Raw genomic sequence first — 26,421 nt, forward strand, 5'->3', positions numbered from 1 at the left:
ACCATGGCAAGATTTAGCAGAATAGAAGTAGCCCTTAAAATGAAAGAAACCGGCATGGTGCCCGTATTTTACCATGCTGACCTGGACACCTGCAAGCAGGTTATAAAAGCTTGTTATGAAGGTGGGGTAAGGGTATTTGAATTCACCAATCGTGGTGACTTCGCCCATGAAATATTTTCCGCCCTGGCCAAGTTTGTAGCTCAAGAAACCCCTGAAATGATGCTTGGCGTGGGTTCCGTGGTAGATGGCCCCACGGCTGCCCTCTACATACAATCTGGTGCAGACTTTATAGTGGCCCCTGTAATTAATGAAGACACCGCCAAGGTCTGTAACCGCAGGAAAATACTATGGTCTCCCGGCTGTGGCTCCTTAACAGAAATATCTAAAGCCGAAGAGCTGGGTGCAGAAGTGGTTAAAATTTTCCCTGCCACGCAAGTGGGCGGCCCTGACTTTGTGAAGGCCGTGAAAGGTCCCTGTCCCTGGAGCAGCATTATGCCCACAGGAGGTGTAGAGCCTACCGAAGAAAACCTTAGTGCCTGGTTTAAAGCCGGTGTTCACTGTGTAGGCATGGGCTCGCAGCTCATCACTAAATACATTATAAAAAATAAAGATTATAAAACCTTAAGCAAGGAGGTATCTAAAGCCATGGCCATTATCTCCAGACTTCAGGGAAGTTAATACTTCGCTGAATCTCTTCTTTTGGACTGCTAAATGTTCTTATATAACCTGCATTCAAAATACAGGGTCATGCCGAGACCTAACATTTGTTTCAACGCACCAAGAAGAATGTCATGTGTTAGAAAAGATGCGTCCATCTATACTTTTAAGTTATACTTTTCAAATGGCAGCCAACTTGGATTATCTTGTCTTTACGTTCCATTACTAAGGTTCCTTACTTTTTTGCAATCGATCAAAAAAGTAACAAAAAACTCTTTCTTGCTGTGAGGTCTTCCGCTCACTGAAGTATTTCATAGCTTCAAGATTACTTCGTCATATCTTCCTCGTAATTATCAGATAGGGAAGGTGACGATCTCTCCCATCGAGTCACACTGAGCCACGTCGAAGTGTAGACGATCGGTACGGATGCATGATGTAATAGATCTCAACTACTTTGAACTTTTCATATAGGTACTATTTGATTATACTTTCACACAACTGTCATTGGTAGACCTAACATTTGGTACCCAACCGCAGTTTTGCATCCTGTTCGTTCGGTCAAAACTTCTTGAACCGCCTGCTAAAACAGAATACCATTTAATCGATTTAGGAGGCTAAAAAAAGCCATTTTAATTAATCAAAGAATTAATTGACACCATTTATCACAGTAATATGCTACCGAAAACCTTTGAATTTACACTTCATACAAAAGAACTTATTGCTATACAGTGATTTGAGTAAAGTCTCCTAGTTTTGAAGCGTAAATAAAGATACTTTCACTATGCTTAGGTTTTTATTCATCATTGTTGCCGTATCATTTGCGGCGATTTTTAGCAGCGCACAGGCACAAAGTAAGCAGCATATAAAAGGCCCTAAGGCTAAACATGCAAAACCCTGGAAACATACTACCGCGGTGGTATCTCACAAGCCCGTTAAACTGCAAGGAGCAGAAGCTAAAAACGCTGATGTTTGGAAAAAAGAAGAGCAGGAAAGCACCATTATTACCAGCAGTAGCAACAACAGATTAAAAGGCCCGAAAGCTAAAAACAACAAAATCTGGATGAAAGACGCTACTGAAAATTAATACGGATAAGTCTATTTCATACTATATATTTTAAAGCCATTTCTAATTATTGAAATGGCTTTTTTTATTTTAGGGATGTTTTTTGAATAGTGTTGTTCATAGTCTATATAAAGTGATTGCGAAAATCATGCAGTGCCTGTTGTTTATGATCCGTACTGAAAGCCTACCGCTAGTAATTCAGCCAATTATTTTTAAGAATAGAAAGCTTTCTAAATTATAATTGAAAAGCTTTTATTTATGTAAGTTTGTGGTTTTACAATGAAATGGAGACTGTCAATTCATCTCTGTCTAAACTTTGGATATAAAGAAATAATGTTTAGACTAAAGAGCAATGAACAAACAAGAGAAAGAAGAATTAAAGGAAAAAGCACTTAAACAATTTTTAAAAGGAGAATCTCTATTTGGTAAGGATGGGGCTTTCAGCCCCATGTTGAAGGAGTTCTTAGAAGAAGCTCTGGAAGCAGAAATGGAGGATCACCTATCCAGTGAAGAAAAAGGACGCTCTCATGGTAATAAGCGCAATGGCAAAGGCCAGAAAACAGTTAAGAGTAGTTTAGGAGACGTTGAGATAAATACTCCTCAAGATCGTCATAGCAGCTTTGAGCCAAGAATAGTAGAGAAACGCCAGCGTATACTGGCAGACAATCTTGAGAAGCAAATAATAGCCATGTATGGGCTAGGTAATAGTTTGAGAGATATTCAAGAGCACATCAAGGAGATGTATGACACAAATATATCAACAGAGGTGTTAAGTGATATCACAGACCGAGTGATCCCTAAAGTAAAGGAGTGGCAAAACAGGCCATTAGAATCGGTCTATTGTATTGTTTGGCTAGATGCCATGCATTTCAAGGTGCGAGATGAAGGTAAGGTGAAGCATAAAGCCCTTTATAATATTTTAGGGATCAATAAGCAGGGCAACAAGGAGATATTGGGCATGTACCTATCAGAAAGCGAAGGAGCTAATTTTTGGCTTCAGATACTTACTGAGCTACAAAATAGAGGCTTGAAAGATATTTTGATAGCCTGCACTGATAACTTGAAAGGTTTTAGTGAAGCGATACACTCCATCTACCCACAAACAGATGTTCAACTTTGTGTAGTTCATCAGATTCGAAATAGCTTGAAATATGTAGCCAGTAAAGAACAGAAAGTGTTTATACAAGATCTTAAATTAGTTTATCAAGCAGACACAAAAGATCAGGCAGAGACTGCTTTATTAGAACTGGAAGAAAAATGGGGAAAGAAATATCCTGTGGTGATACGATCTTGGAATGATAACTGGGAACTACTTAGCACTTATTTCGATTACAGTAAACCCATAAGAAAGTTAATATACACTACAAATCCAGTGGAAGGCTTTCATAGACAAGTAAGAAAAGTTACCAAGAGTAAGGGAGCATTTACCAGTGATATGGCCTTGATGAAATTAGTTTACTTAGTTTGCAGACGTATTGAGAAAAAATGGACTTCACCTTTGCGGAATTGGGGTTTGACGGTGCAGCAATTAGCCATTAGATTTGAGGGAAGATTGGAACTGGAACTAAAAACCAGTCAAACCAAAAAATAAAAAATTCCCTGCCAGGGGCTAGCCCCTGGCAGGGAAGCAGACAGAGATGAGCTAACACTCCCATGAAATGAGCAATATAATAAAGATAGAAATTAAAGATGCTTCTAAATTTTATAAAAATAAAGTAATTTTAGATGCGGTTAATTTTACTATTAAGACAGGTGAAATTATAGGTCTTGTTGGGCCCAATGGAAGCGGAAAGACTACTCTATTCAACATTTTAGCCGGAACTCTCAAACTTGATTCGGGTGAATTTTTGAACCATCACAATTCTACAATTAGCTGTTGTATTTCAAAACAAGGTTTTTTTTCGGAAGTGTCAGTCAAAAATAATTTAATGACTTACGCTGTTAGTTTAGATATAAGCGAAAGTAAGGTCAATAAATTACTAAAAGCATTTTCCGTAGACTTTGAAAATGAAAAATATAAAAATCTGTCTGCAGGTATGAAACAAAAGGTTAGCCTTTTGCTAGCATTTATGCCCGAGCCTGATGTCTTAATTTTAGATGAACCTACTAGCAATTTAGATATGGAATCAGCAAAACAACTTTACTCTAAATTAAAAGACCATGCTAATGCTGACAAATCGAGCATAGTAAGTAGTCATGATATAAAAGCAATAGGAGATCATTGTGATAAATTCATTTTTATAAAAGATGGAAGGTTTATCCGCGAGATAACAAAAACCACATTGTTTTCAGAATTCGGCTCATTAGAAAATGCATACCATGAAATCATTTAAAAATGCTTAAAATACTAAAATATGATCTCAAAAAAATTGAGGTTCATCCAATTAAATTGAGTCTTTTCATTTTAATGCCAATAATTCTTACGTCCTGCATTGTGTTTATTTCACATATGCATGAAATTGATGATAAGCCCGCCGAAGGAGAGTTTGCTAGCAACTTGTTATTGTTTATTCTTAGAATTTCTACCAGCTATTTTTTTTTACCCGCTTGGATAATAATAACGACTGGATTTGAGTTTAAAAATGGACATATCAGCCGCATTATTCCCCTTCTAGGAAGAGTATTTTATCTGAAATCAAAATTAATCCACTCCGTTCTCATTGCATTATTGTTTACAATCGTGGCATGTATTTCTTATATAATCTCATTTTGGATAAGTGAATTCAATTACTCTTATTACAATTTAAACTGGCAAGTATTAACACAATTCTTTGTTGTATTTTTATCATACTCGCTACTCCTCACATTTTTAATAATAGTAATAAAATACCCATGGCAAGCATTTGGGTGGTTCATTGGTATTAGATTAATCGAGAATTTCTTATCTATTTTATTAACAAAATTATTGAAGCTACAGTTTAGCCCTCTACCATTACATTTGATTGACCATTTATATTCTGTAGAAGGTGATTACCCAACCTACTATAATCCATTCTATAATAATGATATTATCGCACCATGCGCTGTGATTTTATGTTTAATCATTATTGGGTATGCAAGTTTCCGGTACTTTTTACATAATGATTTACCTAGATTATCCGAATAATTACTTCAGTATAAATATAATACGAACGGCCAGATAAACCAATTTCAGGGCAAGATAATGATTCTATATTCCCCGTTATCCTTAGTCTTACCGAAGGACGACTAAGGATTTATAATAAACACTCGTGTCTGTGACACGGTAAGTTAGACACCTGCTTTATTTATAATAACTCAATTTCTACCAAACCACGCATTCCAGTATAGTCTCTTGCGCTTGACCACCGATAGTGCTCTGGTTCATCTACAATACCAGCCAGAACAGGATTATGTCCCAGCTCTCATAGATTTATTAAATACCAATAATACTACAAAAAACTTTATTTTTCATGTACTCAAGAGTAAATAAGGCTTGATGTTAACCAAGAAAAGGCATGCGTTGGAAGCATAGTAAAGGGCACAAGTGGACACTTGCGCCAGGGGTGCTAAAGGCCGCCTCAAAGGCACTAGTGAATATTGGAAAGTTGGTAGTTTCATACATACTTTGTAGTCTGACCGAAATAGCCACTCTGAACTGGGAGAGTATTTAATTCACATAAGTAACTATTGCCTGATTATTTTCTGCAGCCTTTTTATAAAACTCTTTAAACTCATTAAAACTGTCAATTAAGAATTCTTCTGATTCTGGTTCAGTCCAAATTTCAGGATATATTCCCAATTCATTCATTTCAGAGCCGTTAACCTTACTCTTCAAAATATCATTTGTCATTATTTCCAATTCGGAATATGTCTCTTTTACTTGAGTAGGATTGAGATATTGAGCTGGCCCATAACCAAGGTCCTGTTCTTCGCTAATAACCTGAAAGCTAAAAAATGCTCTTTGTAATATATCTGGTTCATTTTCAAGTCCGCCAATTATATCTCCTGTAAGGATATAATTAATACCGTCCCAAGACTTATCCAAATCTAAAAACCAATCCGCTTCAAAACTCTGATCTGAATAAATCTTCTTTTCAAGAGTTACAGGGTTATTTAAAAATTCATTTAATTCCTCTTGTGAAACCCTTATGACATTACCAATCATTCCCATAATTCGTGTTTTTAATTTTTTAAAATTATAATAATCCCAATATTTATTTCCTCGTTATCCTTAGTCTTACCGAAGGGCAACTAAGGATTTATAATAAACACTAGTGTCTGTGACCCGTAAAGGACACAAGTGGACACTTGCGCCAGGGGTGGCATTACAAATGCCCGAGCAAATAGCAATCGCAATATAATTGCGATCGAGCTGGTATATCAATCTCTTCTTGACAGAACTTGGCTCCTAACAATTTTTTCAATCCCATTAAATTGCCATCTCCGGCAAATGTCTCAATTTGGTTTAGCCTACTTTTCATTTTTCATATCACTTCTGATCAGAAAATGCTCTTTTAAGAAATCATTTTGAATTCCATTAACCGTAAAGTATTCAATCAATTCTTTAAGCTTCATATACTACTTGCAGGTTAACGTTAAAGAACACAAATACCCTATTTCTTTAATCATGGCCAATCTCCCCATCTTCATGGTGAAATTTACTTCTTCTTCAATACCATAACAAGCCTTATGATTCCTGATATTACTAAAGCAAATCCTAATCCGTCACTAATTGTACCCAAGGTTAACTTTAATAGCCCAAGAATTATTAAGACAACCGCAGATTTCCATGTTCCAAAAAAACCAGATTGTTTTTCATTTGTAAATTCAGGTAATGTTTGCTTCCGAATATTTACAGATTTAATAAGTGTAAATATTAAACCTCCAAGAGTTAATAACTTTAATGAACTCATCACAAAAAATAGTTCATTTTTAATAGCGTAGACTAACACCACTATTTGACTTGCAAATAATTCCAGAGCAAGTATAATGTATAGAATCAGGGCAAACTTGACGGCTGCCTCAGACTTAACCAAATTCTCTCTGGCTTTGAGACTCCCTTCAAAGACCAAGTTGAGACATCTCAAGTAAGAAAATTGAAGAAAAATCGCAGTTAAGGAAATAACTAATATGATCAAGTCTATATAAAAATTATCTGTATCAACAGAGGGGAAAAACCTGTATATCGATAGAAATAAAAACAATACTAAAAATAGATGACCTATAGCTTGTATCCTTTTCCAACTCATATTCGAAATTTTAAATGATGTATTTTCTTAAAGGACGTGAAGGGGGGACGAACACACGATATAAACCTATACGCCTCGTTAAAAGTAATCAATAGGTTCGATTTATCAATGTATCAACCAAGAACCAGTTAATGATTTCAATTAAGCCATTAATCTTCCCTATTCATAGTATAACGTAGCTTTCAGCATTCCTTTTTTAACTAACAAGCACAAGTTTGAGTTACTACAACTTTTGCCTTTTTAAGCTCTTGCACTTTAGTTTTAATCTTCAATTGATTTTGTTGGAAGTCATGCTTAGAGTATATATCAGGATTATCATTTAGCGCATCGCTAATTTTTATCAGCTCTTTCAATTCGCTGATCTTGGCTTTAGTTTCGGCGCTCACTTCAGAGTATATTAATACGGAATATTCACAATATAACCCGCCTCCTACTCCTTCAATCCGTTTAAGTTTTTTAAAGGTCAACCAGCCTTGATCATCACGTGTCAAATTTGAAACGACAGTCTCTCCTGGAGTACACCCAATAACTGAAACTATGTTAAATTCTAGTATTTCAGATTTAGCAATTTTAGTCTTTTTTCCTACCAGCGTTGGTATACTTCTGTCATTATTATTGTGGTCTACATAACGAATATCAATAAGATCGCTACTAGTTATCCAAGTGTCATTTAATAATGATAAAACAAATTCCGAGAAAACCTTATCAGAAGGCCAAAACGAAGAGTCATCAGTAGATTTCTTTTGCGATAAAACCAACTCCTTTTTAGTGTTCTGTGAGAGATAATAGAGCTTACCTTCTATCTTTTCTATATACAGGTCATACCCTTGCATTTTGATGTAGCCACTAGCCTTATCTCCAGATTTAGTTTTATAGTCGATTTTCATAACATAACCTGCCCCTACATCTGCATAGGATGCTGTGGTTATGACTATTAATATTAGAAAAAGAAGTTTACCAGCCCTCATAGATTTATTAAATACCAATAATACTACAAAAAACTTTATTTTTTATGTACTCAAGAGTAAATAAGGCTTGATGTGAACTGAGAAAAGACATGCATTGAAAGTATAGTAAAGGGCACAAGTGGACACTTGCGCCAGGGGTGGCATTACAAATGCCCGAGAAGATAGCAATCGCAATATAATTGCGATCTAGCTGGAATAAATCTTTTCTCATCAGGGAATTTTTGGCCTGTAGGTAACACCAACAAAAGAGACATACCCCCTCACATATATTACACCCTCAATCTAAAATATTTCCTACTAAATTCATAGCTCTCCTCAACCTACTATATTCTTCAACTGAACTATTCTTCCACCCTGATCATTTGCATAACGCGGTCGCCTGAGGTTATTTCTTGCAGCCATATTTCGCTGGTTTTACGGTCTACGTATATTTTCTGCTTATTTTCTGAGCCAGCTATATTATCAGTAAGTTTAACTATCCATACAGGTCTTTTGCCTGATTGCTCTGTTTGGTACTCTCCCTTTTCTACTCCAGTAATAGTTACCGTCATTAGTCCAGATTTTGCGGGGTTATAATCATAAATACTAATCTGAGCTTTATAGCCTTTCTTTAGAGGTAGCCAGGGGATAAAATTGGTGTAGATGTTACTGTCAAAATACAGCTCATCTTCAGGCTGATTTATCAGAGTGGTTTCGCCTGTAGTATTGTTTTGATAGTATCCGGTAATTACCGTTCCAAAATTCAATACCATATCTCTCTGAGGGTTATAGCTGGAGTGGTATTTTGGCGCTAAGTTGGGCAACTTGGCCACGGCACTATCCACCCAATCCACTTCCTTCATCTGATTGAGTTGCACATGGGTCACTAAGGTCAATTCATCATCATTTTTCTGCACATCTACCTGAATATTTCCTAATTCAATGTTAATGGTATCACGGATCATCACCCACTTTTGCCTATATGATTGATCTTTAATTTTTGTTGTTTCAAACTTCACATTGGCCGGAGTCAATTTTTCCTGAGCAAAACTAAAAGTGCTCATTAAAACAGCTGCGGCTACTAATATCCTTTTCTTCATTCTCCTTTTATAATTATGATTTATGAGATTATTACGAGTACATATGGTATTGGATATCAAAAAATGCTCAACGGCAACTTTCTGCTATTAACCGTTTGGTGCAATGATCAAAACTCTGAGGCGATAATTCACTTAAAACATAAAAAAAGAGGATATACCATCTACTGTTGATATATCCTCTCTCTTATTTATTAACTCTAATTTTACTTATTACTCACTTCTATGGAGTCTAAATTCATACTCTCCTTCAATGGCAGCAATCTTGCCTCCTGTGTTTGATGAGGACAAAACAAAGTTTACAGTCAGGTCACCTTCATCTAAAGCAAACATCATTTCCACATCATTACAGGTTATTATAAAAGGCCCTGAGCTATCAATCACTTCAAAACTTCCTGCAGGAAATACCGCATCAGGATCACCAGAAGTTCTCATTTCCATTTCTTCAGTAATCATCAGTATGAATTGATCAAATCTATCGTCTTCAATACCATCTTTCATTACGGTTACACTGTTCCATTGCCCGCTAAGCTGCTGTGTAACTCCTCCATCACCGGCACCATTATCATCATCATTATTACAAGCTACCACTACTAGCAATATGGTGTACAGCGCCACTATAAGGCCGAAAAATTCTCTTTTTAACATTGTAATTCCTTTTAGATTAATAGGTAAGCAAAAAATAGTTAGTTGTTATATAAATAGCCTGAAAAGTGAAATTCAGGGGTATCCTGACTAAAGAAACCAGCCAACAGATTTAAATCTCCACCTATATATTCCGCTTGAAAATAGTCTGCCTCTATAGGAAATAAAAGATCATAGATATCTCCATAAATTGTCCAGCCATTATCATTAGCATCTAAGAAGCTAAACTTCAAGAGTCCATCTTCATCAGTAACATAAGAGTAGCTGTATTGAGCCACAAATAATGAGCTTGCACCGTTATTAGTTTGAGAGATGTATACGTTCATTCTCATGCTGCCAGAGGGTTCATCAAATAAAAACTCAATATCTCTCAAAGTCAGCTGGTATGTCCCATTTAATAAGGCATCAGCAGCTGTATTGTAAATATTTATGAAATTTTCTGATTGCCCAACAAGTGGTGCCTGACCAGAGCTAGCAGGAATTAAAACCGTACTATATGTGCTTCCTAAAACAGAGGAAAGTGGTGGCGTTACATCGAAAATAAAAGGATCATCAAAGCCTACAAGTGGAGTTGTAGACTGCAAATCAATGGTAATAGCTCCTTCTAGCTCATCCCATGTTAAATATTGAATGGTTTGGCCATTGATTTCAAATGGTTCGCTCAGTTTTATGCCTTCCAAATCAAAGCTAAATCCGGTTTGAAATGATACTATTTCGCTACCATTTTCAGCCAGATACTGAGCTCCAAACAACCTATTAGCCATATTAATTACTACAGGCACTTCAGCCCCATCGGCAAGTGCAAACTTCAACCCTCTATTAGCAGCAACAGTCTGATTGACACCATTAAACACCTTCAAAATTTCCTGATCCAAAATGGCTTCTTTCTCACCAGGAGAGGCCGGAACCATTATTAATGACGAGCCACGTTGAAGACCTTCCAATATTATACTATCGCCACTTACTTCGCTAATGATAAATTCAAAATCAGACACCAAGCCTTCTCCATCTGCTCCGCCATTTACTTCTCCATCAGGATCTGCGGGCAGGTGAATGTAAGAATAAGTATTAAAGCTCAAAGTAGGTCTTTGCAAGGCCTTTAACATCCATGAACTAGTGGCAGGTGTACCAGCAGTAGTCTGGTCAAAATCAGAGACCATAGTAACATTACCATCTCCATTAAATTCAAAATAATAAAAATAGTTTCGGTCAGTTCCTGTTGTCAGCGCTGCCTTCCAGCCTGCTTCCTGACTGGTTAGCATGCTGGTATATTCATCCAGCGTGCTTTGCAAACGCTCATCCGGTGTTTCTTCAAAAATAGTATCATAATCTTCATCGCAGCCCAGCAGCACTGTTAATAGAAGACTTATTAATATATAACAAAATGACTTGTTCATAATTTCTTCAGTTTAGTTACCCAGTATTCCGATAATAAAGTCCTCAGGAGAATCTTGCGGATACAGTGTAGGGTAATAATTTCCATTACATGTCTTTTCCCAGGCCTGCTTAAATGTTCTGTTAGCGAAATAAGCTACCACAGCGGTAGATTGAACATCATATTCAAGAAAACTGGCATTTGTATCTCCGCCCATATAATATAATGATCGGGTTTCCTCTTCTTGCCCTTCTGGCACGTTAAACCAAAAGTTAGCCTCGTAATACTCCGGATTAGTGGTGTTAATAGTATGGTAGTACAATGTGAGGGTTAGCTCCCCTACTGCAGAATAGTACAGTTTAAAATTATAGTCTAGGGCATAACCATATTGGTGCAACAGGTTATTATCATAAGTATGTCTTTCAATAATATCCTCTGGTTCTGCCAAAGTGCTTAAATCATAATACAGCGTGGTGTACTCTTCATTAGGCCCCCATTGCTCTTGAAGTGGTGCCGGCTCTTCATCACCGCCATTATTCCCTCCATCAGGCGCCATTTCATTTATTGCAGCCTGTACTTTATCCTGCAAAGCATAAAAGTCAACGTTATAGGTTTCGGCAAAATACTTCACTACCAGCTCTTCTTTCCTTCTTAATATGGCCTTACTGGCGGCATTAGTTTCACACTCTAAAATAGCTTCATACGCGTCTTTACCTTCTACCAGCATCATGGCTATCATCTCCACAAAATCTTCATCAGGAGACATCATAGCATAACTGGTTATAAAGCCACTGGACCTGGCTTCCGCCAAAGAAACAAAATTCCAGTTAGCAGTATAATCACCAGGAGTGATCTCCTTGTACTCAGCAGGATATGAATTAGTCTGGTGTAAAATATGGCCAAACTCATGCTCTATGGTATGTATGAGCTGCTTTACAGAGTACTGATTAGTCTGCTCAAAACTATTGACTACATAGAGCACTACTTTTCTACCACCTTCTGCAGTTCCTAATTTAATGGTACCATCAAAGTTATATTCCGGACTACCTACTAACATGAACTGTTTTGGGGAGTAATCTTTAATAAAACCATCTCCGGCAAGCTCTACGTAAGGATCTATCCATACTTTTCTCACCACTTCCATCACTCCCTGAACTCTACCGGCGTCAGGTGGCACTAAAGTCTTATTCACGTTAAGCTCTGAGAGATCCCACTTGTACTTTACTTCTATATTAAAAGGACTAGTGAAATTAGTCTGTAACCAATTATCAAGCTCTGTAGGCTCAGTTTGCTCATCATTATTTACATACTCAGCATCTTCATTTACTGAGTCATTATAAGGATCATCACAGGCGACTGCTGCTAAAATTACCGCTATGTAGATTATATATTTTCTAAAAGTCATAATGCTGCATTGAAACGTTTAAATATTATCTTGGATTAGGGCTGAGTCCTCCTACGGTCATAGCTTCCTGAGGTATCTGAAGCGTTCTTCGGGGGTCACCCGCCTTAAGCTCAAAGGTTTCTCCATTGTTAGCTGTATGCACTACAGGAATCTTATGTCTCAGAATATCAAACCAGCGCATGCCCTCATGTAAGAATTCTACCTGCCTAAAATGTAAGGTGGCAGCTATAAGATTTTGCTGGTTAATATTATACTGGTAGTAATTATAGAGCCTATTGTAAGTAAGCTGATGTACATCAGGATCGTAGTTATCAACACGTTTGGAAATCCATGTATTCAGATCTGCTAAAGCCTGATGAGGTTCATTATTATAAGCATAGGCCTCGGCTCTGCTTAGAAGCACTTCTTCTACAGTAAATAGTGGCAACATCATATAAGGATATCCGGTATTGGCATTATTTCCCATCCTCACAAAATGCTCCTTGAATTTATTGATATAATAAATACCATTAGAAGTATAAAATGTGGAGAATGAAAACATGCCTCCTGTAGGATTGGTGAACAACTCCTGATACTTAGGGGCACCAGTAGAAAATCTGAGGCTATTAAAAGTCCTGGGCCAGCCTGACATGGTTTCAGAAAGTAATAAGTTAGCCCTCTCTGTAGATCTGGTGTAAGTGTTAGCAAGCTCCTGTGCTGAAAGTGATTTATAATCTGTATTCCACGGCCTCATATAATCACCCAACTCACCTGACCCTAAAACCCTTTCAGCGTATTCTATTACTTTATCATAATCCTTTTTAAATAAATAGAACCGTACTGCAAAAGCATTTGATGCCGATTTCGTAAAATGATATTTAAGCACCCCGGTAGCATCTCCTGTTTCATAAGATTGATCATCAATCAAAGGCAAACCTTGTAACAAGTCCTTTTCTATCATTTCATAAACATAGGCCACGGTATGCCTTTCATAAGTTTTTAAAGACTCCGTTTCAGGCTCGGTAACGTAGGGTATACCCAAATCAAAATCTGCTGATGCTGGGTTATAAAAATTGGCAAATAAGCTTACCAGCATAAAATGAGAATAGGCTCTGGCTACCAAAGCTTCGCCATATTCTGCGCTGTATTCATCAGGATTATCTGCCTGCTCAATAGCTCTGACAGCATGATTAGCTGCTGCAACGGCTGAATAGCAAGCATTCCAATAAAATTCTGGCGAATCCTGAGAAGTAGTAAGTCCGTCTCTCCAAAAAAATGAATCAGAATTAAGCTGGTTCTGGCTGCCAGAAGGGTTATCCTCCACATTATCTGACATGGCCTCACAGAAAGGAGCGTAGTTAGCTTCCGGGTAAGCATCTACCAAGAGTTCCCCTATCTTTTCTCTGGTGTCCAGCTGAGTCCTGTCATCTGGTGCCTGTGATAGAAAATCATCACATCCAGCCAGCGTGAAAAGTATCAAATATAAAATTGCTGAATATTTATTCATATCAATATTATTATCGTTTAGAAACTAAGTTTTAAAGAGGCTGTGATTTGCTTAGCTACTGGCATAGCCACACCTCCTGAAGCAAAAAATTCAGGATCCTGACCATACAACCTTTTATCAGCATATAATAAAAACAGGTTAGTACCAGTAAGACTAAATGATGCTGTTTGCAAGCTTAAATCAGTGAGCCACTTACGAGGCAAATTATAAGTAAGCGACACCGTACGCAGTCTAATGTATGATCCGTCTGCCACGCGCTCAGTAGAATAGTTGTAGCTATTATAAGGATACACCTCTCCTGTAGCATATAATTCATTCAAGGTCATTAAGTCAGCAATAGATGGCACATTGGTTCGCTCTTCATCCCCCGGTAATATCCAGCGGTCATGAAACTCACGCGGAGAGGCATTGAGGTCAGAATAAGTGCTGCTAAAAGCAGGATTAAGCCTGATCTTATTTCCTGCCTGATAAGTGAAGAACAGGTTCAATGAAAAGTCCTTATACCTAAAAGTGTTAGAAAGACCACCTGTAACTGTGGGGTCTACCGGTCCTTCGTATTTTAAGTAAGCTGTTTCATAGCTTTGCATAAAAACATTAGGGCTCACCTCCCCATCCTGGTTCACAAACAAAGGAACTCCTGTTTCTGAATCTAAGCCTTCAAAGTCAATAGAAAACAATCCTCTCACAGGGAAGCCTTGCTGTGCTCCTCCTTCAGGAAAAATCAGATCTACAATCCGTGGCAGGTTCTTTAGATTAGTTATTTTATTTTTATTGTAACTAAAGATAAAATTAGCATTCCAAGCCCAGTCTCTTCTCTCAAAAACGGTAGCACCTAAGGTCAGATCTACCCCGTGAGACTTCATATCTGCATAGTTAACATACTTATAGGCCTCACCTCCAATACCTGAAGTTTTGATGAGACTGATCAGGTCAAAATGGTTTCTTCTATAATAATCGAATGAAAAATTAAGGCGCTTGAAAAGTCCTGCATTAATACCAATATTGGTTTCATATTGCTTCTCCCAGGTCAGGTCAGAGTTCACAAGGCTCTCAATACCAATTACGGCCTCGGTCTCATCTAAATAAGGCCTTCTGGTAGTTCCGCTGCGGTATACTGCAGAAGAATTAGTAGCATTACCGATATTAGCCGTAAGCCCATACCCTACTTTCAAGGTTAGAAAATCAAAGGCCTCTATATCCTTCATAAAGTCTTCGGTATCAATATTCCAGGCACCACTCACATTCCAGGTAGGCAACCAACGAGCCGTAGTGGACTCACCTAAGCGGTTAGAGCCATCATATCTTACCGTACTATTGAATACATATTTACCTTTGTAAGAATAAGTAAGACCAGCATAGAAACTTGCATAGCGTTCATAGGCATTTTGCATACCGAAATAGTTAAAATTCTGTTCCAGCTGCTGCCTTATGATCTGGTAATCAGTAAATGGCACTCCGCCTTTTCCGTACTGATAGCCATAGCCATTACTGTATGCATTTTGTCTGTCTATCTGCCTTATTTCCTGCCCTAACACCAGGTTTACATTATGCTGATCATTAAAAAGGTGATTCCACCCTAACTGATTCTTTACATAATAACTGACCATCTGATCATCAGACCGATTATAAAAACCTCCTTCAGGCAGCACTACTACCGGGTCCATATTAGGATAATCAGGATTATAATATAAAAACTTATTGCCCTGACGAATGACCTGAGACTCATCTGCCCTATAAGCTTCGGCCATGTTAGAGCCTTCTTCTACTTTATGCTCAGTAGTGGTTTTCACCGACCTTACGGCCGCAACAAAATCATAATTCAAGCCTTTTAAGATCTTATAATTAAGCTCACCCTGAAGCTTAAAGTCCTGCACATAGAGGTCTATATAATTCTTATCAAGCTCGTTAATGATATTAAACGGCGCATAATTGCGAGTAAAATATTCCAGATCTCCATTCTCATCATATGCTGTAAGTGCACGGCTAGTGTTCAAAGCATAGCTAAAAGGGTTGATATCAAAATCACGACTGTAGCCTCCTGACACGGTATTAGTCTGGCGATCAACCGTACCCGGAACGCGTTGATCTCTTACTGATCCTGTAGTGATAAAGCCCACGCTTAATTTATCAGATAAGTTAAATGTACCTCTGGCATTGGCTGTATATCGCTTTACTCTATCGGCGATGGTCCACCCCTGATCGTTATAATAACTCGTAGAAAAATAGAGTTTGGATGATTCTGTACCAGATGAAATACCCAATGAATGCTCCTGAACAAATGAATTTTTAAAGAGTTCATCAAACCAGTCAGTATTAGCAGTAGCATATCTATTTAAAAAAGCACGACGAGCTTCTGGTGTATTTTCAAGCGCAAACTGTCCTGTATTTTCATCAAAGGAATTGTTAATAAGGTCATACATTTTTTTGTACATCCCTCCATTCGCGCTTCTTGATATATCGGAGTGATTGAGATATCCTTTTCTTTCCAGCTCAGCATAGACTGACATCTGATCACTAGAATTCATGATGTTATAACTATTATAAGAAGGCTTTAGGTAAGAAGAGAAATTACCTGCATACGTAACTAATGGCTTACCTATTCTCCCCTTTTTAGTGGTAATAATTACAACACCATCTTTAGCTCTGGCGCCATATAAGGCTGTAGCCGATGCATCTTTAAGGATGTTAATACTTTCTATATCTTCTGAGTTAATCCCTGCTACCGAAGAACCGATTAGCGTACTAGGGTCACCTGTGGTAAGCTGATCAGGAGAAACATTAACAATATCTTCCAGCACCACGCCATCAATCACCCAAAGCGGCTTGTTATCTCCTGTAATGGAGGTAGCACCTCTTACCCTAATTTTAGGAGCAGTACCAAAAGTACCTGACACATTTTGTACAGAAACCCCCGCAGCACGGCCTTGCAGCATTCTACCTACATCTATTGTGCCTTCTGTTTTTATCTCCTCTGCCTCTAGCTTTACTACAGAACCTGTAAATAGCCTTTTATCTATCTCCTGATAACCGGTGGATATGACCATCACCTCGTTTAAAGTGGTGATATCCTCCTCCAACTGCACATCAATTGCACTACGATTATTAACCGCTATCTCTTGATCTACATAACCAATAAATGAGTAAATCAGAGAAGCTTCAGGATCTACTTTTATGGAATATTTCCCTTCAAAATCAGTGATAGTTCCTTTGGTAGTACCTTTTATAGTTATACTTACGCCTGGCAACACTTCACCATCTACAGCAGAGCTAACTACACCAGAAACTGCTATAGGCTCTATGGGATTTTTAGGCGAAATGACTATTAAGTTACCATCAAGAAACTTAAAAGTAAGGCCCGTATTTGAAAGCAACTTGGTAAGAACGGCATTTAGCTCTTCATTTTCAGCAGAAATAGACACCCGTTTATCTAAATCAGCAAAGGAATCATTATAAAAAAATGAATAGTCACTTTCCTTTTCCAGCACATTAAGCGCCTTGCGGACAGTTACATTTTTTAAGTTGATATTAAGGTTTTGAGATTTGACGGTTCCTGCCAGTGCCACCCCTGCACTAATTAATATAAACAGCCATATTTTCATAATCATAGATAATACAGACCAAGCATAGATTTGGTCATATTTTAATTTTTTCATAGTATTATATGGGATTGGGATTCAACAATCGAAATACTTATCCATAATCGTAAGATCAGGATATAGACTATTTACCAGTCCTTTAGGATCAGAAGATGTTGCACCATCTTTTGGTCCTTCCTTTTTAAAACTGGTATATTATTCATCGTACAAGTGCTACATATTTTCTCTTTTGGTGGTCATTAATTTTTTGATTTTTTAAGCGAACGATATTTCTTGCTTTCGCTTTCCGCCAGACTGATAGTCACGGTTTTTTCACTGATATCAAACTTTACGGGTGAGGTAAGAGCCAGTGCTTTTAACACTTGCTCCAAGCTCAATTGCTTAATTTTGCCTGTATACCTATAATTTTTCAGCTCCTCTCTCTCAAAGCTGATCTGCACATCATAGAGTCGTTCTAACTTCTTGGCTAATTCGCCTAATGACTCACTGCTAATAGTCAGCCAGCCATCTTTCCATGATGTTTCAAGGTTTACATTAGCTCCTTTTTCCACTATAGCCGTACGAGAGTCCTTCTTCAGTGTAAGTCTATCTCCTGGTTCTAATAAAGCAGACTTTCGCCCTTTAGCGGTAATGATGTTATTTATACTTAATGAGCCTCTTACCAGCGTGGTTACTACTGCGTTATCATCTTTATAAGCTCTTATATTAAAGGCTGTGCCTAATACTTTTACATCATACTTAGAAGTAAATACCTGAAAAGGCACCTCATCTTTTTCAACATCAAAAAAGGCCTCACCATCGAGTATCACCTTGCGGTTAGATATTCCAAATTGGCTATCAAAAGTTATTTTGCTCCCCGCATTTAACCATACCTCTGAGCTATCTGGCAACAACACATAACTTTTAGATCCGGTAGGCGCCTGAATTATCGTAGACACGGTTTGGGTATCATAAAAAAATGTGCCTACTTCATTTCTCCATACAGTAATAGCGGCTATCATAAAAATGACTACCACTGCGGCATACTTATAATAAGGCTTAAACCGCCCTTTGCTTTTTACTCTACCACGCACCGCTTCCCAGTCGTTTTTTACATTAATTTGCCCATAAGGAAGTGATCCTGCCTTTTCCCATAATGACTTAAAATGTTGAAAATCGGTTTTAAGCTCCAGGTCTGTTTGCAACAATTCCTGCCATTCTTCCTCTTCTGCCTGAGTTAGCTCTCTTGTAATAGCCTTATAAGCTAAATACCAAGACCGCTCATTTTGATCATTCAATTCCATAATATTTATTAGTAGTTGCGTTTGGCTGTATACAGCCGTTTAATGAGTTACTATCAATCGTTGAGTTCCATATATTTTTTCACTACCTCTGAGCTGAATCAGATAAGTGCCTGATGGGTATAATGAAGTATCGAAATTTATGGTTTGGGTCTCTCCTGCCGACACCCTCCCTTTATAGATAGTGTTAAAATTCCTTCCGAATACATCCAGAACCTCAGCCGTTACTTCATCATTCTTATCGATTTTAACATCAAAAGAAGTGATACCTGAGGTAGGATTAGGGTAGGGCAAAGAAATAGCCTGATTATCTAAATCATCATCTACTCCGCTTACCAGCCCACGGTAGGTAAAGTCAAGCGACACCACGCCCGATTCTCCATTAGGATCTCCCGCAGTACCAGTACCTGTAACTCTGATATAGACCTCTTGCCCTGTTTTAACAGGAAAATTTTCTATTCTGGACTGAACATTAATCCCGGTTTCAATATCATTATTACAAGCCAGCTGCTCTAAATTCTCATCCATAAACACGAGCAGAGTATTAAAATTTGAACCCGTAAGATCTACAGTGATAAACCCTTCTGACGGAGCCACAAAATGCCACCAAACGGAGTTAGCATTATCATAAGTGCCACCATCAGAACAGTAAGCTAGTGTTTCCACTTCGACCTCAGGGGTAGCTCCCATATTAAAAGAACCATAGCTGCCCGATGCAGCATTAATTTCAATGGCATCAGCACGATTATCATTAGGAATGACATCTGGAACGATGTAAGGCGAAACCACTAATGAATCTTTGGCTCCTGTATTCTCCACCCCATCAATGGTAACGCCTTCCAGCGAACCATCTACGCGCTCATAGGGATATTCCGGTTGTTGCTCATTATCAACAGTATAGGCCAGCCAGAAGAAGTTATCACCTATGAGAAGGTCCTGATCTCCGGTAATTTCAAATGTATCCGACGGATTTTCTATTTCACCAAAAACTTCTGCATCTACATTTCCATCCCAGTAAGAGATAAATGACACGTCTCCGGTACTATAGATGGTCGCTTTGTCTATTTTCAAGTCACTACCAGTACCATTGGTGGTCAGTTTTAATGAAGACAGATTTGGCACTCCTTCATCTCCACTGATTCTAACTCTAAAACCCAGAAAAGGAGTAAAAGATGATTCTGAAATTCGTATAGGTATATCGCCCTGCCAATAAATTTCTGCACTAGCAAAACCTGCTTCTTGTATAGGACGCACATAAACATTATCCAGATACCAGTCATCAGTCTGGTTGGGATCATTAGAAGCGGTCTCATGAATAAAAGCAATATAAATAGGCTGGTTAGCGTAATCAGCAAGATCAAAATACCTGGTTTCCATATACTTAGGAAATGTATTTTCATCAAAAGTAGCCAGCGTATCAAGAAAATCAGTATGATCATTAGAAGCGGTAGAGATTAGCACATGATATTTAGTGCCATAATCTATCCCAGTATAAGTTTGGGCCGCATCAAAAATAAGAAAGTCACCCTCTGCAGGGGTTATCTGTGGTGTTATGAGCCAATCTTCATCAATCATACCCGGCATAGCCGCTTCAATACCGGCAAATGCTACTTTTTGACCGAAAAAACCATAGGTAGTAACTCCCCAATGGGCCTGTGGATCTGTTCCTCCATTTTGGTAAAAGGTCCACCCTGATGGCAGCTCCCCCATTTCAGTATTGTCAAAGCCCTCAAAAAATGTGGTATTCTGAGAATAACTGGTTCCTGATATAAAAAGTAAAAAAGCAAAAAATGATGTTAATAGTATTTGGTGAATACTTAGGTAAAATTTTCTCATATAATTTCCTTTAAAAAACGATCTTACTGATCATTCACTCGTACAGACCGAATAATTTCAGGGTACCCTTAAAAGAATTTGAAAAAAAATATCAGCAAGCCAGAAAAACTGATGAGCAGCTCTCTTAGTCTTCTTAAAGCAATACTAATCTGGGCCTCTACTGTTTTAGTGGATATGTTCAGTTCATCAGCAATAGACTTATAGGAGAGCTCTTTTACACGACTCATTAAAAATATTTCTCTGCATCTGTGCGGCAGATTATCAATGGCTAGCATAAGCTCTGCCTCCTGCTCCGCAAGCATAATTTTCCGCAAAACATTATCATGAGTATACTCGGGCTCATTATAATCTTGCAACTTTTTAGCGGCTACTTTATTGGTTTCAATATAATTAAGGCAGGCATTACGAACCCCTCTATACAGATATGTCTTTAGTGTACCAGGGCTTAATGAGGGCTGCCGGGTCCATAATCTCACAAAAAAATCCTGAGTGATTTCTCGCGCCTCATCTACATCCTTTACATATTTGGTAGCAAATAAAGTAAGCGGACGGTAATAGTTATGAAAAATAAGCTCCATGGCTTTTTCATCTCCATTACTTAGCATTTGTATGAGTCGCTCTTCAGAAAATTCTTTCAACAATACTTACCTATATTCACTTCAAAACCCTAACATGTTATGGCATAAGCTCTTACACCATTTACAAGTGGTAGACAGTAAATCTTATGGTTACCCTTAAAAGATTCCTGATTTTTTTTCATCCAACCACACACATTGCACAGTCATATATTCTTTTAAGACACAAAAAGTAGCTTCCATGTACTTATAAAAAGTAAATTTATTTTGAAGAATATTTAAGCTATAGATTTTGATTGGCAGTAACATGAACTTTTTCCCATTAGTCTTACTCCTTTAAAATAATCATCACAGCACTTTGTCTTTTCATGAATAACTGTTGCACGTGTTAAATCACTACTTTTGCATGACATGAAGCTGGTAAACATCATATGGGCCATTCATTTTATGGCAGTTTCTTTATCTCCACATACTGATTTGTGTGAGCTAAGAGAATTGCCTGAAATTTTTGACCATTATCAGCAGCACCAGGCCGATTCTTCAGAATCGTTTTTAGAGTATTTCGCTGAAGATTACCTAAGCTTTAAATCATCAGACAAGCATAATCATTCTGAAAGCGACTCATTGCCATTTCATGATCACATCAATCACTCGCATTGTTGTAATTTTACCATAACAGACAGGCCTTCCATAGCCCTTAATCAAAAAACAGAAAGAAAGCTGAGCTTACCCATTTATCAATTTTCAGCTTCTACCTCTGATCTTACCAACATATTCCAACCTCCCAAAGGTTAAAATCACCCTTTCTTAATCCTTATTTCTAAGGAACACATTCAATTTTATCAGTACAGATATGCGTGACACCTGCTACAAGCTGGTTTTCTATGCTATTGTGCTGATGCTATTACCTTGATTTTAATCTTAATAACATGATTAATAGTATCATTCAATTTTCTATTAAAAATAAAATTTTAATAGCCCTACTCACCCTTTCTATCGTGGGCTGGGGTTTATATTCTCTTACTAAAATACCTATAGATGCAGTGCCTGATATCACTAACAATCAGGTGCAGGTGATCACCACTTCTCAAAGCCTGGCAGCGCAGGAAGTGGAGCAATTTCTTACCTACCCGGTAGAACTGGCCATGGCTAACATACCAGGAGTAACTGAAATAAGATCTATTTCACGGTTTGGCTTATCGGTAGTTACCGTAGTGTTTGAAGAAGATATGGGCACTTATCTTCCACGCCAATTAGTAGCTGAAAAAATCAATGAAGCCAAAGAAAATATAGGCGAAGATTTAGGCACACCACAAATGGGACCTATCACTACGGGTTTAGGTGAAATCTATCAATATTCTTTGGAGGTAGATGATGAACATAAAAACGACTACTCTCCTGCCGACCTCCGAACTATTCAGGACTGGATCATAAAAAGGCAGCTGAGCATGATTGAAGGCGTGGTGGAAATCAGCAGCTGGGGCGGCTTCATCAAGCAATATGAAGTGGCTATTGACCCTTCTAAACTGAACTCTTATGGTCTTACCCTTTCTCAAGTGTATGAAGCCCTGGCCAATAACAACCAAAACAGCGGCGGTAGCTATATAGAGAAAGGCCCAAACCTCTACTATATCAGAGGAAAAGGGCTGGCTCATACCTATGATGACATTAGAAGCATAGTAGTTGAAAAAAGAAGTGTCTCCCCTATTACCATTGGTGATATAGCTGCTGTGGGCGAAGGTCATGCCCCACGCTATGGCGCTGCTACTAAAGATGGCCGAGGAGAAACTGTAATAGGCATTGTTATGATGCTGAAAGGAGCTAACTCTGCCGCAGTAATAGATAGAGTAAAGGATCGGGTGGCAGAAATACAAAGCACCTTGCCTGAAGGCATTAGCATAAAGCCATTCCTTGATAGAACCAAGCTAGTTAACAAAACCACCAGTACGGTGGCAGAAAACCTGATTATTGGAGGCCTCATTGTGATATTGGCCTTGGTTTTCTTGCTGGGCACTTTGCGCTCAGGGCTCATTGTGGCCGCTGTCATTCCGCTGTCAATGTTATTTGCTCTGGGCATGATGAATACCTTTGGCGTATCAGCTAACCTCATGAGTTTGGGCGCGTTAGACTTTGGTATTATAGTGGATGGGGCCGTTATTATTGTTGAATTTATGGTGGTGCTGTTAATCAAAAATTCAAATGAATTAGAACAGCTCACCAAAAGTAAAAAACAAACCCAGCTCGATAGCATAGCCAGCAACGCCTCCTCGCGAATGATGAATTCAGCCATTTTCGGGCAGATTATTATTCTCATCGTATTTATTCCTATCCTCACCCTTACCGGAATAGAAGGCAAAACCTTCCGACCGATGGCGCTGACATTTGGCTTTGCCATTATCGGAGCCATGATTTTATGCCTTACTTATGTGCCCATGATCACTGCCAGTGGTCTATATAGTAAAAGGATCAACCGAAGAACCTGGGGCGATAAGTTTATGGAGTGGATGGAAAGAAAATATCAGCCCATTATCAGTAGATCATTAAAAATAAAAGGCCTTATTATAACTATTGCCTTGCTTGCTCTAGCACTGGCAGTTGCATTATTTACCACATTAGGAGGCGAGTTTATCCCTCAGTTAGACGAAGGTGATTTTGCCCTGGAAACCAGAATGGCTCCTGGCACTTCACTGGAAGAAATGACCAGGAACACCAGTAAGCTGGAATCCATCCTGTTAGACAGCTTCCCTGAAGTAGAAACAGTGGTAACAAAAATAGGCGCCGGCGCTGTACCCACAGACCCTATGCCCGTAGAAGCGGCTGACATTATGGTAAGCCTGAAAGAACCTGATAAATGGGTCTCCGCCGAGAGTAAACAAGAACTCGCTGAACAAATGGAAAAAGCCTTGAGCATACTGCCAGGTGTAGCAGTAGAGTTTAGTCAACCCATAGAAATGCGCTTTAATGAGCTTATGACAGGCATTAAACAAGACATTGCAGTGAAAATTTACGGTGAGGATCTCGATATTCTACAGCAAAAAGGCAATCAGGCGGCTGCCATCATTCGCCAGATTCCCGGGGCTTCAGACATTAAAGTGGAGCAAGTAACAGGCTTACCTCAGATTATCATAGATTATAACCGGCAGCGCATAGCTGAATATGGATTGAATATTGCCGATCTCAACCATGTAGTAAGTACGGCCTTTGCTGGTGCTGGTGCAGGAAAAATTTTTGAAGGAGAAAAGCGTTTTGATTTAGTAGTGAGGCTAAAACAAAGCTCCAGAAATGATATTGCAGCTGTGAAAAACCTCTACATCCCTACCAGCAGTGGCAGCATTCCATTAAAAGAAGTAGCCGAAGTTAACTATCAGGAAGCTCCGGCTCAGATTTCCAGAGACAACACGCATCGGCGTATTGTGATTGGGGTGAACGTAAGAAACAGAGACACCCAATCTTTAGTGCAGGACATGCAGACGCAACTTCAAAATAAACTAAAACTACCTCCTGGCTACTCTGTCACTTTTGGTGGTGAATTTGAAAACCTGCAAAGAGCACAAAGCAGACTTTCTATCGTAGTACCCATAGCGCTTGCCCTCATCTTCATCATATTATTCATTAATCTTAGATCAGTAAAACAGACCTTACTCATCTACACCGCCATTCCTTTTGCTACTGTAGGCGGTATTATTGCCTTATGGCTGAGAGATATGCCTTTTAGTATTTCCGCGGGTGTAGGCTTTATCGCACTGTTTGGTGTAGCTGTATTAAATGGATTAGTACTCATAAGCAGTTTAAATGACTTAAAAGAAGAAGGGGTGACAGACGTCAGGGAAAGAATTAAACAAGCCACTACCTCACGACTAAGGCCTATTTTCCTTACTGCGGTTACTGATATTTTAGGATTTTTACCTATGGCCATTTCCTCTTCTGCAGGAGCAGAGGTACAGCGCCCACTAGCCACGGTAGTAATTGGTGGACTTTTTAGCGCTACCTTGTTGACTTTAGTAGTGTTACCTGTTTTATACAGTTGGCTGGAAAAACCCATTAAATTTAGTAAGCCTGCTTTAGCTACGGTAGCCATACTGTTTTTAGCCTTTCAATCATCATATAGTCAAACGCTAAGCATAGAAGAAGCACAAAACATGGCTTTAGAAAATAACCCAGCCCTTCAGGCTTCCGCTATTGCTATTGAAAAAAGTGATCGATTACAAAAAACGGCTTTCAACCCCAGCAATACCAATGTTTTTTATGGTGTAGAAGAAAGATCCAGAGAAACGAATGGGCAGCAAGGCACTGAAAGCATAGGCTTATCTCAGCAGATAGACTTTCCTACCGCCTACATTGCTCGCTCTAAAATGCTGAAGCAACAGACCGTGGTTCAAGAAAAGGCCTATCAAATAGACCAGGCCGTATTACTCAAAAAGGTCAGCTTAGCTTATGCCCAGTGGATTAATGCATGGCAAAAAGTAGCCTTTTATAAAGAACTCGACAGCCTGTATCAAAATTTTGAAAAGGCTGCTAACATCAGGTATGAAACCGGCGAATCATCGGGATTAGAAAGGCTCAATGCCCAAAGCAGGCGACAGGAAATCAGCCTGCTCTTATCTTCTGCAAAAGCAGATGAAACCACAGCTTTTACGGGTTTAAACCAATTATTGAACAATAGCTTAGCTGAGAAACCAACACCTTCTACATCCATTATGAAGTTAGAATCAGCCGCACTGGGATCATTTACTGGTAATCCATTTGTAAGCTTTCAGGAACAGAAAGTGACATTGGCAGAAAAACAGCTAAAAGCGCAGCAGTCGCAGTTGCTACCGGGGTTAAAAGGACAATACACCTTTCAAAATATGAATGGCCAAAACGGATATTATGGCTTTCAGGTAGGCGTAACCGTACCCTTATTCTTTGGAGCCCAGCACGCGAAAGTGCAAGCCTCGCAACTTGAAATAGACAGACAGAATAAACTTGTTCAAGACCAGAAATTGGCATGGAACAGCGCTCTGCAACAGGCCGCCATAAACTATGATCAGCAGCAAAAACAACTTGAATACTATCAAAACACAGGTTTGCCGCTGAGCAAACAGCTCTTTGAAGGAGCTTCGCTTTCATTTACTTCCGGTGATATAGATTATGTGGAATACCTGCAAAGCATAACGCAAGCCTCCACCATAAAAACCAATTGGTTTGATGCACTTCTCAAGTACAATCAATCGATTATTGAAATCAATTTTCTCAACGGCTCAAAATAA

The 26,421-nt window shown here is 38.6% G+C and carries 20 protein-coding genes; 8 read left to right on the forward strand and 12 right to left on the reverse strand.

Annotated elements, in window-relative coordinates; translation table 11 throughout:
• Nucleotides 1-3 precede the first annotated feature (3 nt).
• The 6 genes from LVD15_RS01705 to LVD15_RS01730 all read left to right on the forward strand — a co-directional run bounded on the left by LVD15_RS01705 (nt 4) and on the right by LVD15_RS01730 (nt 5,352).
• On the forward strand, nt 4-678 hold the full coding sequence (locus LVD15_RS01705) for a bifunctional 4-hydroxy-2-oxoglutarate aldolase/2-dehydro-3-deoxy-phosphogluconate aldolase (protein ID WP_233778563.1): 675 nt from the start codon (nt 4-6) through the stop codon (nt 676-678).
• Nucleotides 679-1,438: 760 nt separating this feature from the next.
• Entirely contained in the window at nt 1,439-1,741 is a 303-nt protein-coding gene (locus tag LVD15_RS01710) for a hypothetical protein (RefSeq protein WP_233778564.1), read from the forward strand.
• Nucleotides 1,742-2,072: 331 nt separating this feature from the next.
• Nucleotides 2,073-3,311: an IS256 family transposase gene (locus LVD15_RS01715; RefSeq protein WP_233775818.1), complete on the forward strand. Its 1,239-nt coding sequence runs from the start codon at nt 2,073-2,075 to the stop codon at nt 3,309-3,311.
• A gap of 67 nt (nt 3,312-3,378) precedes the next feature.
• Nucleotides 3,379-4,053: an ABC transporter ATP-binding protein gene (locus LVD15_RS01720; protein WP_233778565.1), complete on the forward strand. Its 675-nt coding sequence runs from the start codon at nt 3,379-3,381 to the stop codon at nt 4,051-4,053.
• Nucleotides 4,054-4,055: 2 nt separating this feature from the next.
• The gene (locus LVD15_RS01725) at nt 4,056-4,826 is read left to right on the forward strand and encodes a hypothetical protein (RefSeq protein ID WP_233778566.1); all 771 of its coding nucleotides are present in this window, start codon (nt 4,056-4,058) and stop codon (nt 4,824-4,826) included.
• A 370-nt stretch (nt 4,827-5,196) separates the two neighbouring features.
• Nucleotides 5,197-5,352 carry a hypothetical protein gene (locus tag LVD15_RS01730; RefSeq protein ID WP_233778567.1) on the forward strand — a complete coding sequence of 52 codons (156 nt, stop codon included), beginning with the start codon at nt 5,197-5,199 and terminating at the stop codon, nt 5,350-5,352.
• Here the strand turns inward: LVD15_RS01730 and LVD15_RS01735 are convergent.
• The 12 genes from LVD15_RS01735 to LVD15_RS01790 form a co-directional block, all read right to left on the reverse strand.
• On the reverse strand, nt 5,349-5,852 hold the full coding sequence (locus tag LVD15_RS01735; RefSeq protein WP_233778568.1) for a YfbM family protein: 504 nt from the start codon (nt 5,850-5,852) through the stop codon (nt 5,349-5,351). The genes LVD15_RS01730 and LVD15_RS01735 overlap by 4 nt on opposite strands.
• A gap of 487 nt (nt 5,853-6,339) precedes the next feature.
• Complete coding sequence (locus LVD15_RS01740; RefSeq protein ID WP_233778569.1) at nt 6,340-6,930, reverse strand: hypothetical protein; 591 nt, start codon at nt 6,928-6,930, stop codon at nt 6,340-6,342.
• A gap of 200 nt (nt 6,931-7,130) precedes the next feature.
• A complete protein-coding gene (locus tag LVD15_RS01745; protein WP_233778570.1) occupies nt 7,131-7,898 on the reverse strand; it encodes a hypothetical protein in 768 nt (255 codons plus the stop codon).
• A gap of 341 nt (nt 7,899-8,239) precedes the next feature.
• Entirely contained in the window at nt 8,240-8,977 is a 738-nt protein-coding gene (locus LVD15_RS01750; RefSeq protein ID WP_233778571.1) for a DUF3108 domain-containing protein, read from the reverse strand.
• 210 nt (nt 8,978-9,187) lie between these two features.
• Nucleotides 9,188-9,622, reverse strand: a complete 435-nt coding sequence (locus tag LVD15_RS01755; RefSeq protein ID WP_233778572.1) for a hypothetical protein — start codon at nt 9,620-9,622, stop codon at nt 9,188-9,190.
• Between the two features lie 38 nt (nt 9,623-9,660).
• Nucleotides 9,661-11,016 carry a DUF4302 domain-containing protein gene (locus LVD15_RS01760; RefSeq protein ID WP_233778573.1) on the reverse strand — a complete coding sequence of 452 codons (1,356 nt, stop codon included), beginning with the start codon at nt 11,014-11,016 and terminating at the stop codon, nt 9,661-9,663.
• A gap of 12 nt (nt 11,017-11,028) precedes the next feature.
• Nucleotides 11,029-12,399: a zinc-binding metallopeptidase gene (locus LVD15_RS01765; protein ID WP_233778574.1), complete on the reverse strand. Its 1,371-nt coding sequence runs from the start codon at nt 12,397-12,399 to the stop codon at nt 11,029-11,031.
• A 25-nt stretch (nt 12,400-12,424) separates the two neighbouring features.
• The gene (locus LVD15_RS01770) at nt 12,425-13,885 is read right to left on the reverse strand and encodes a RagB/SusD family nutrient uptake outer membrane protein (protein WP_233778575.1); all 1,461 of its coding nucleotides are present in this window, start codon (nt 13,883-13,885) and stop codon (nt 12,425-12,427) included.
• Nucleotides 13,886-13,902: 17 nt separating this feature from the next.
• Complete coding sequence (locus LVD15_RS01775; protein ID WP_233778576.1) at nt 13,903-17,538, reverse strand: SusC/RagA family TonB-linked outer membrane protein; 3,636 nt, start codon at nt 17,536-17,538, stop codon at nt 13,903-13,905.
• Nucleotides 17,539-17,720: 182 nt separating this feature from the next.
• On the reverse strand, nt 17,721-18,764 hold the full coding sequence (locus LVD15_RS01780) for a FecR family protein (RefSeq protein WP_233778577.1): 1,044 nt from the start codon (nt 18,762-18,764) through the stop codon (nt 17,721-17,723).
• Nucleotides 18,765-18,803: 39 nt separating this feature from the next.
• Nucleotides 18,804-20,597 carry a T9SS-dependent choice-of-anchor J family protein gene (locus tag LVD15_RS01785; RefSeq protein ID WP_233778578.1) on the reverse strand — a complete coding sequence of 598 codons (1,794 nt, stop codon included), beginning with the start codon at nt 20,595-20,597 and terminating at the stop codon, nt 18,804-18,806.
• Between the two features lie 68 nt (nt 20,598-20,665).
• The gene (locus LVD15_RS01790; protein ID WP_233778579.1) at nt 20,666-21,235 is read right to left on the reverse strand and encodes an RNA polymerase sigma-70 factor; all 570 of its coding nucleotides are present in this window, start codon (nt 21,233-21,235) and stop codon (nt 20,666-20,668) included.
• Between the two features lie 339 nt (nt 21,236-21,574).
• Between LVD15_RS01790 and LVD15_RS01795 the strand changes: the two genes are divergently transcribed.
• Together LVD15_RS01795 and LVD15_RS01800 are read left to right on the forward strand one after the other, a co-directional pair.
• Nucleotides 21,575-21,967: a hypothetical protein gene (locus tag LVD15_RS01795; RefSeq protein ID WP_233778580.1), complete on the forward strand. Its 393-nt coding sequence runs from the start codon at nt 21,575-21,577 to the stop codon at nt 21,965-21,967.
• A 134-nt stretch (nt 21,968-22,101) separates the two neighbouring features.
• Entirely contained in the window at nt 22,102-26,421 is a 4,320-nt protein-coding gene (locus LVD15_RS01800; RefSeq protein WP_233778581.1) for a CusA/CzcA family heavy metal efflux RND transporter, read from the forward strand.

Source organism: Fulvivirga maritima, assembly GCF_021389955.1.
Classification (GTDB): domain Bacteria; phylum Bacteroidota; class Bacteroidia; order Cytophagales; family Cyclobacteriaceae; genus Fulvivirga; species Fulvivirga maritima.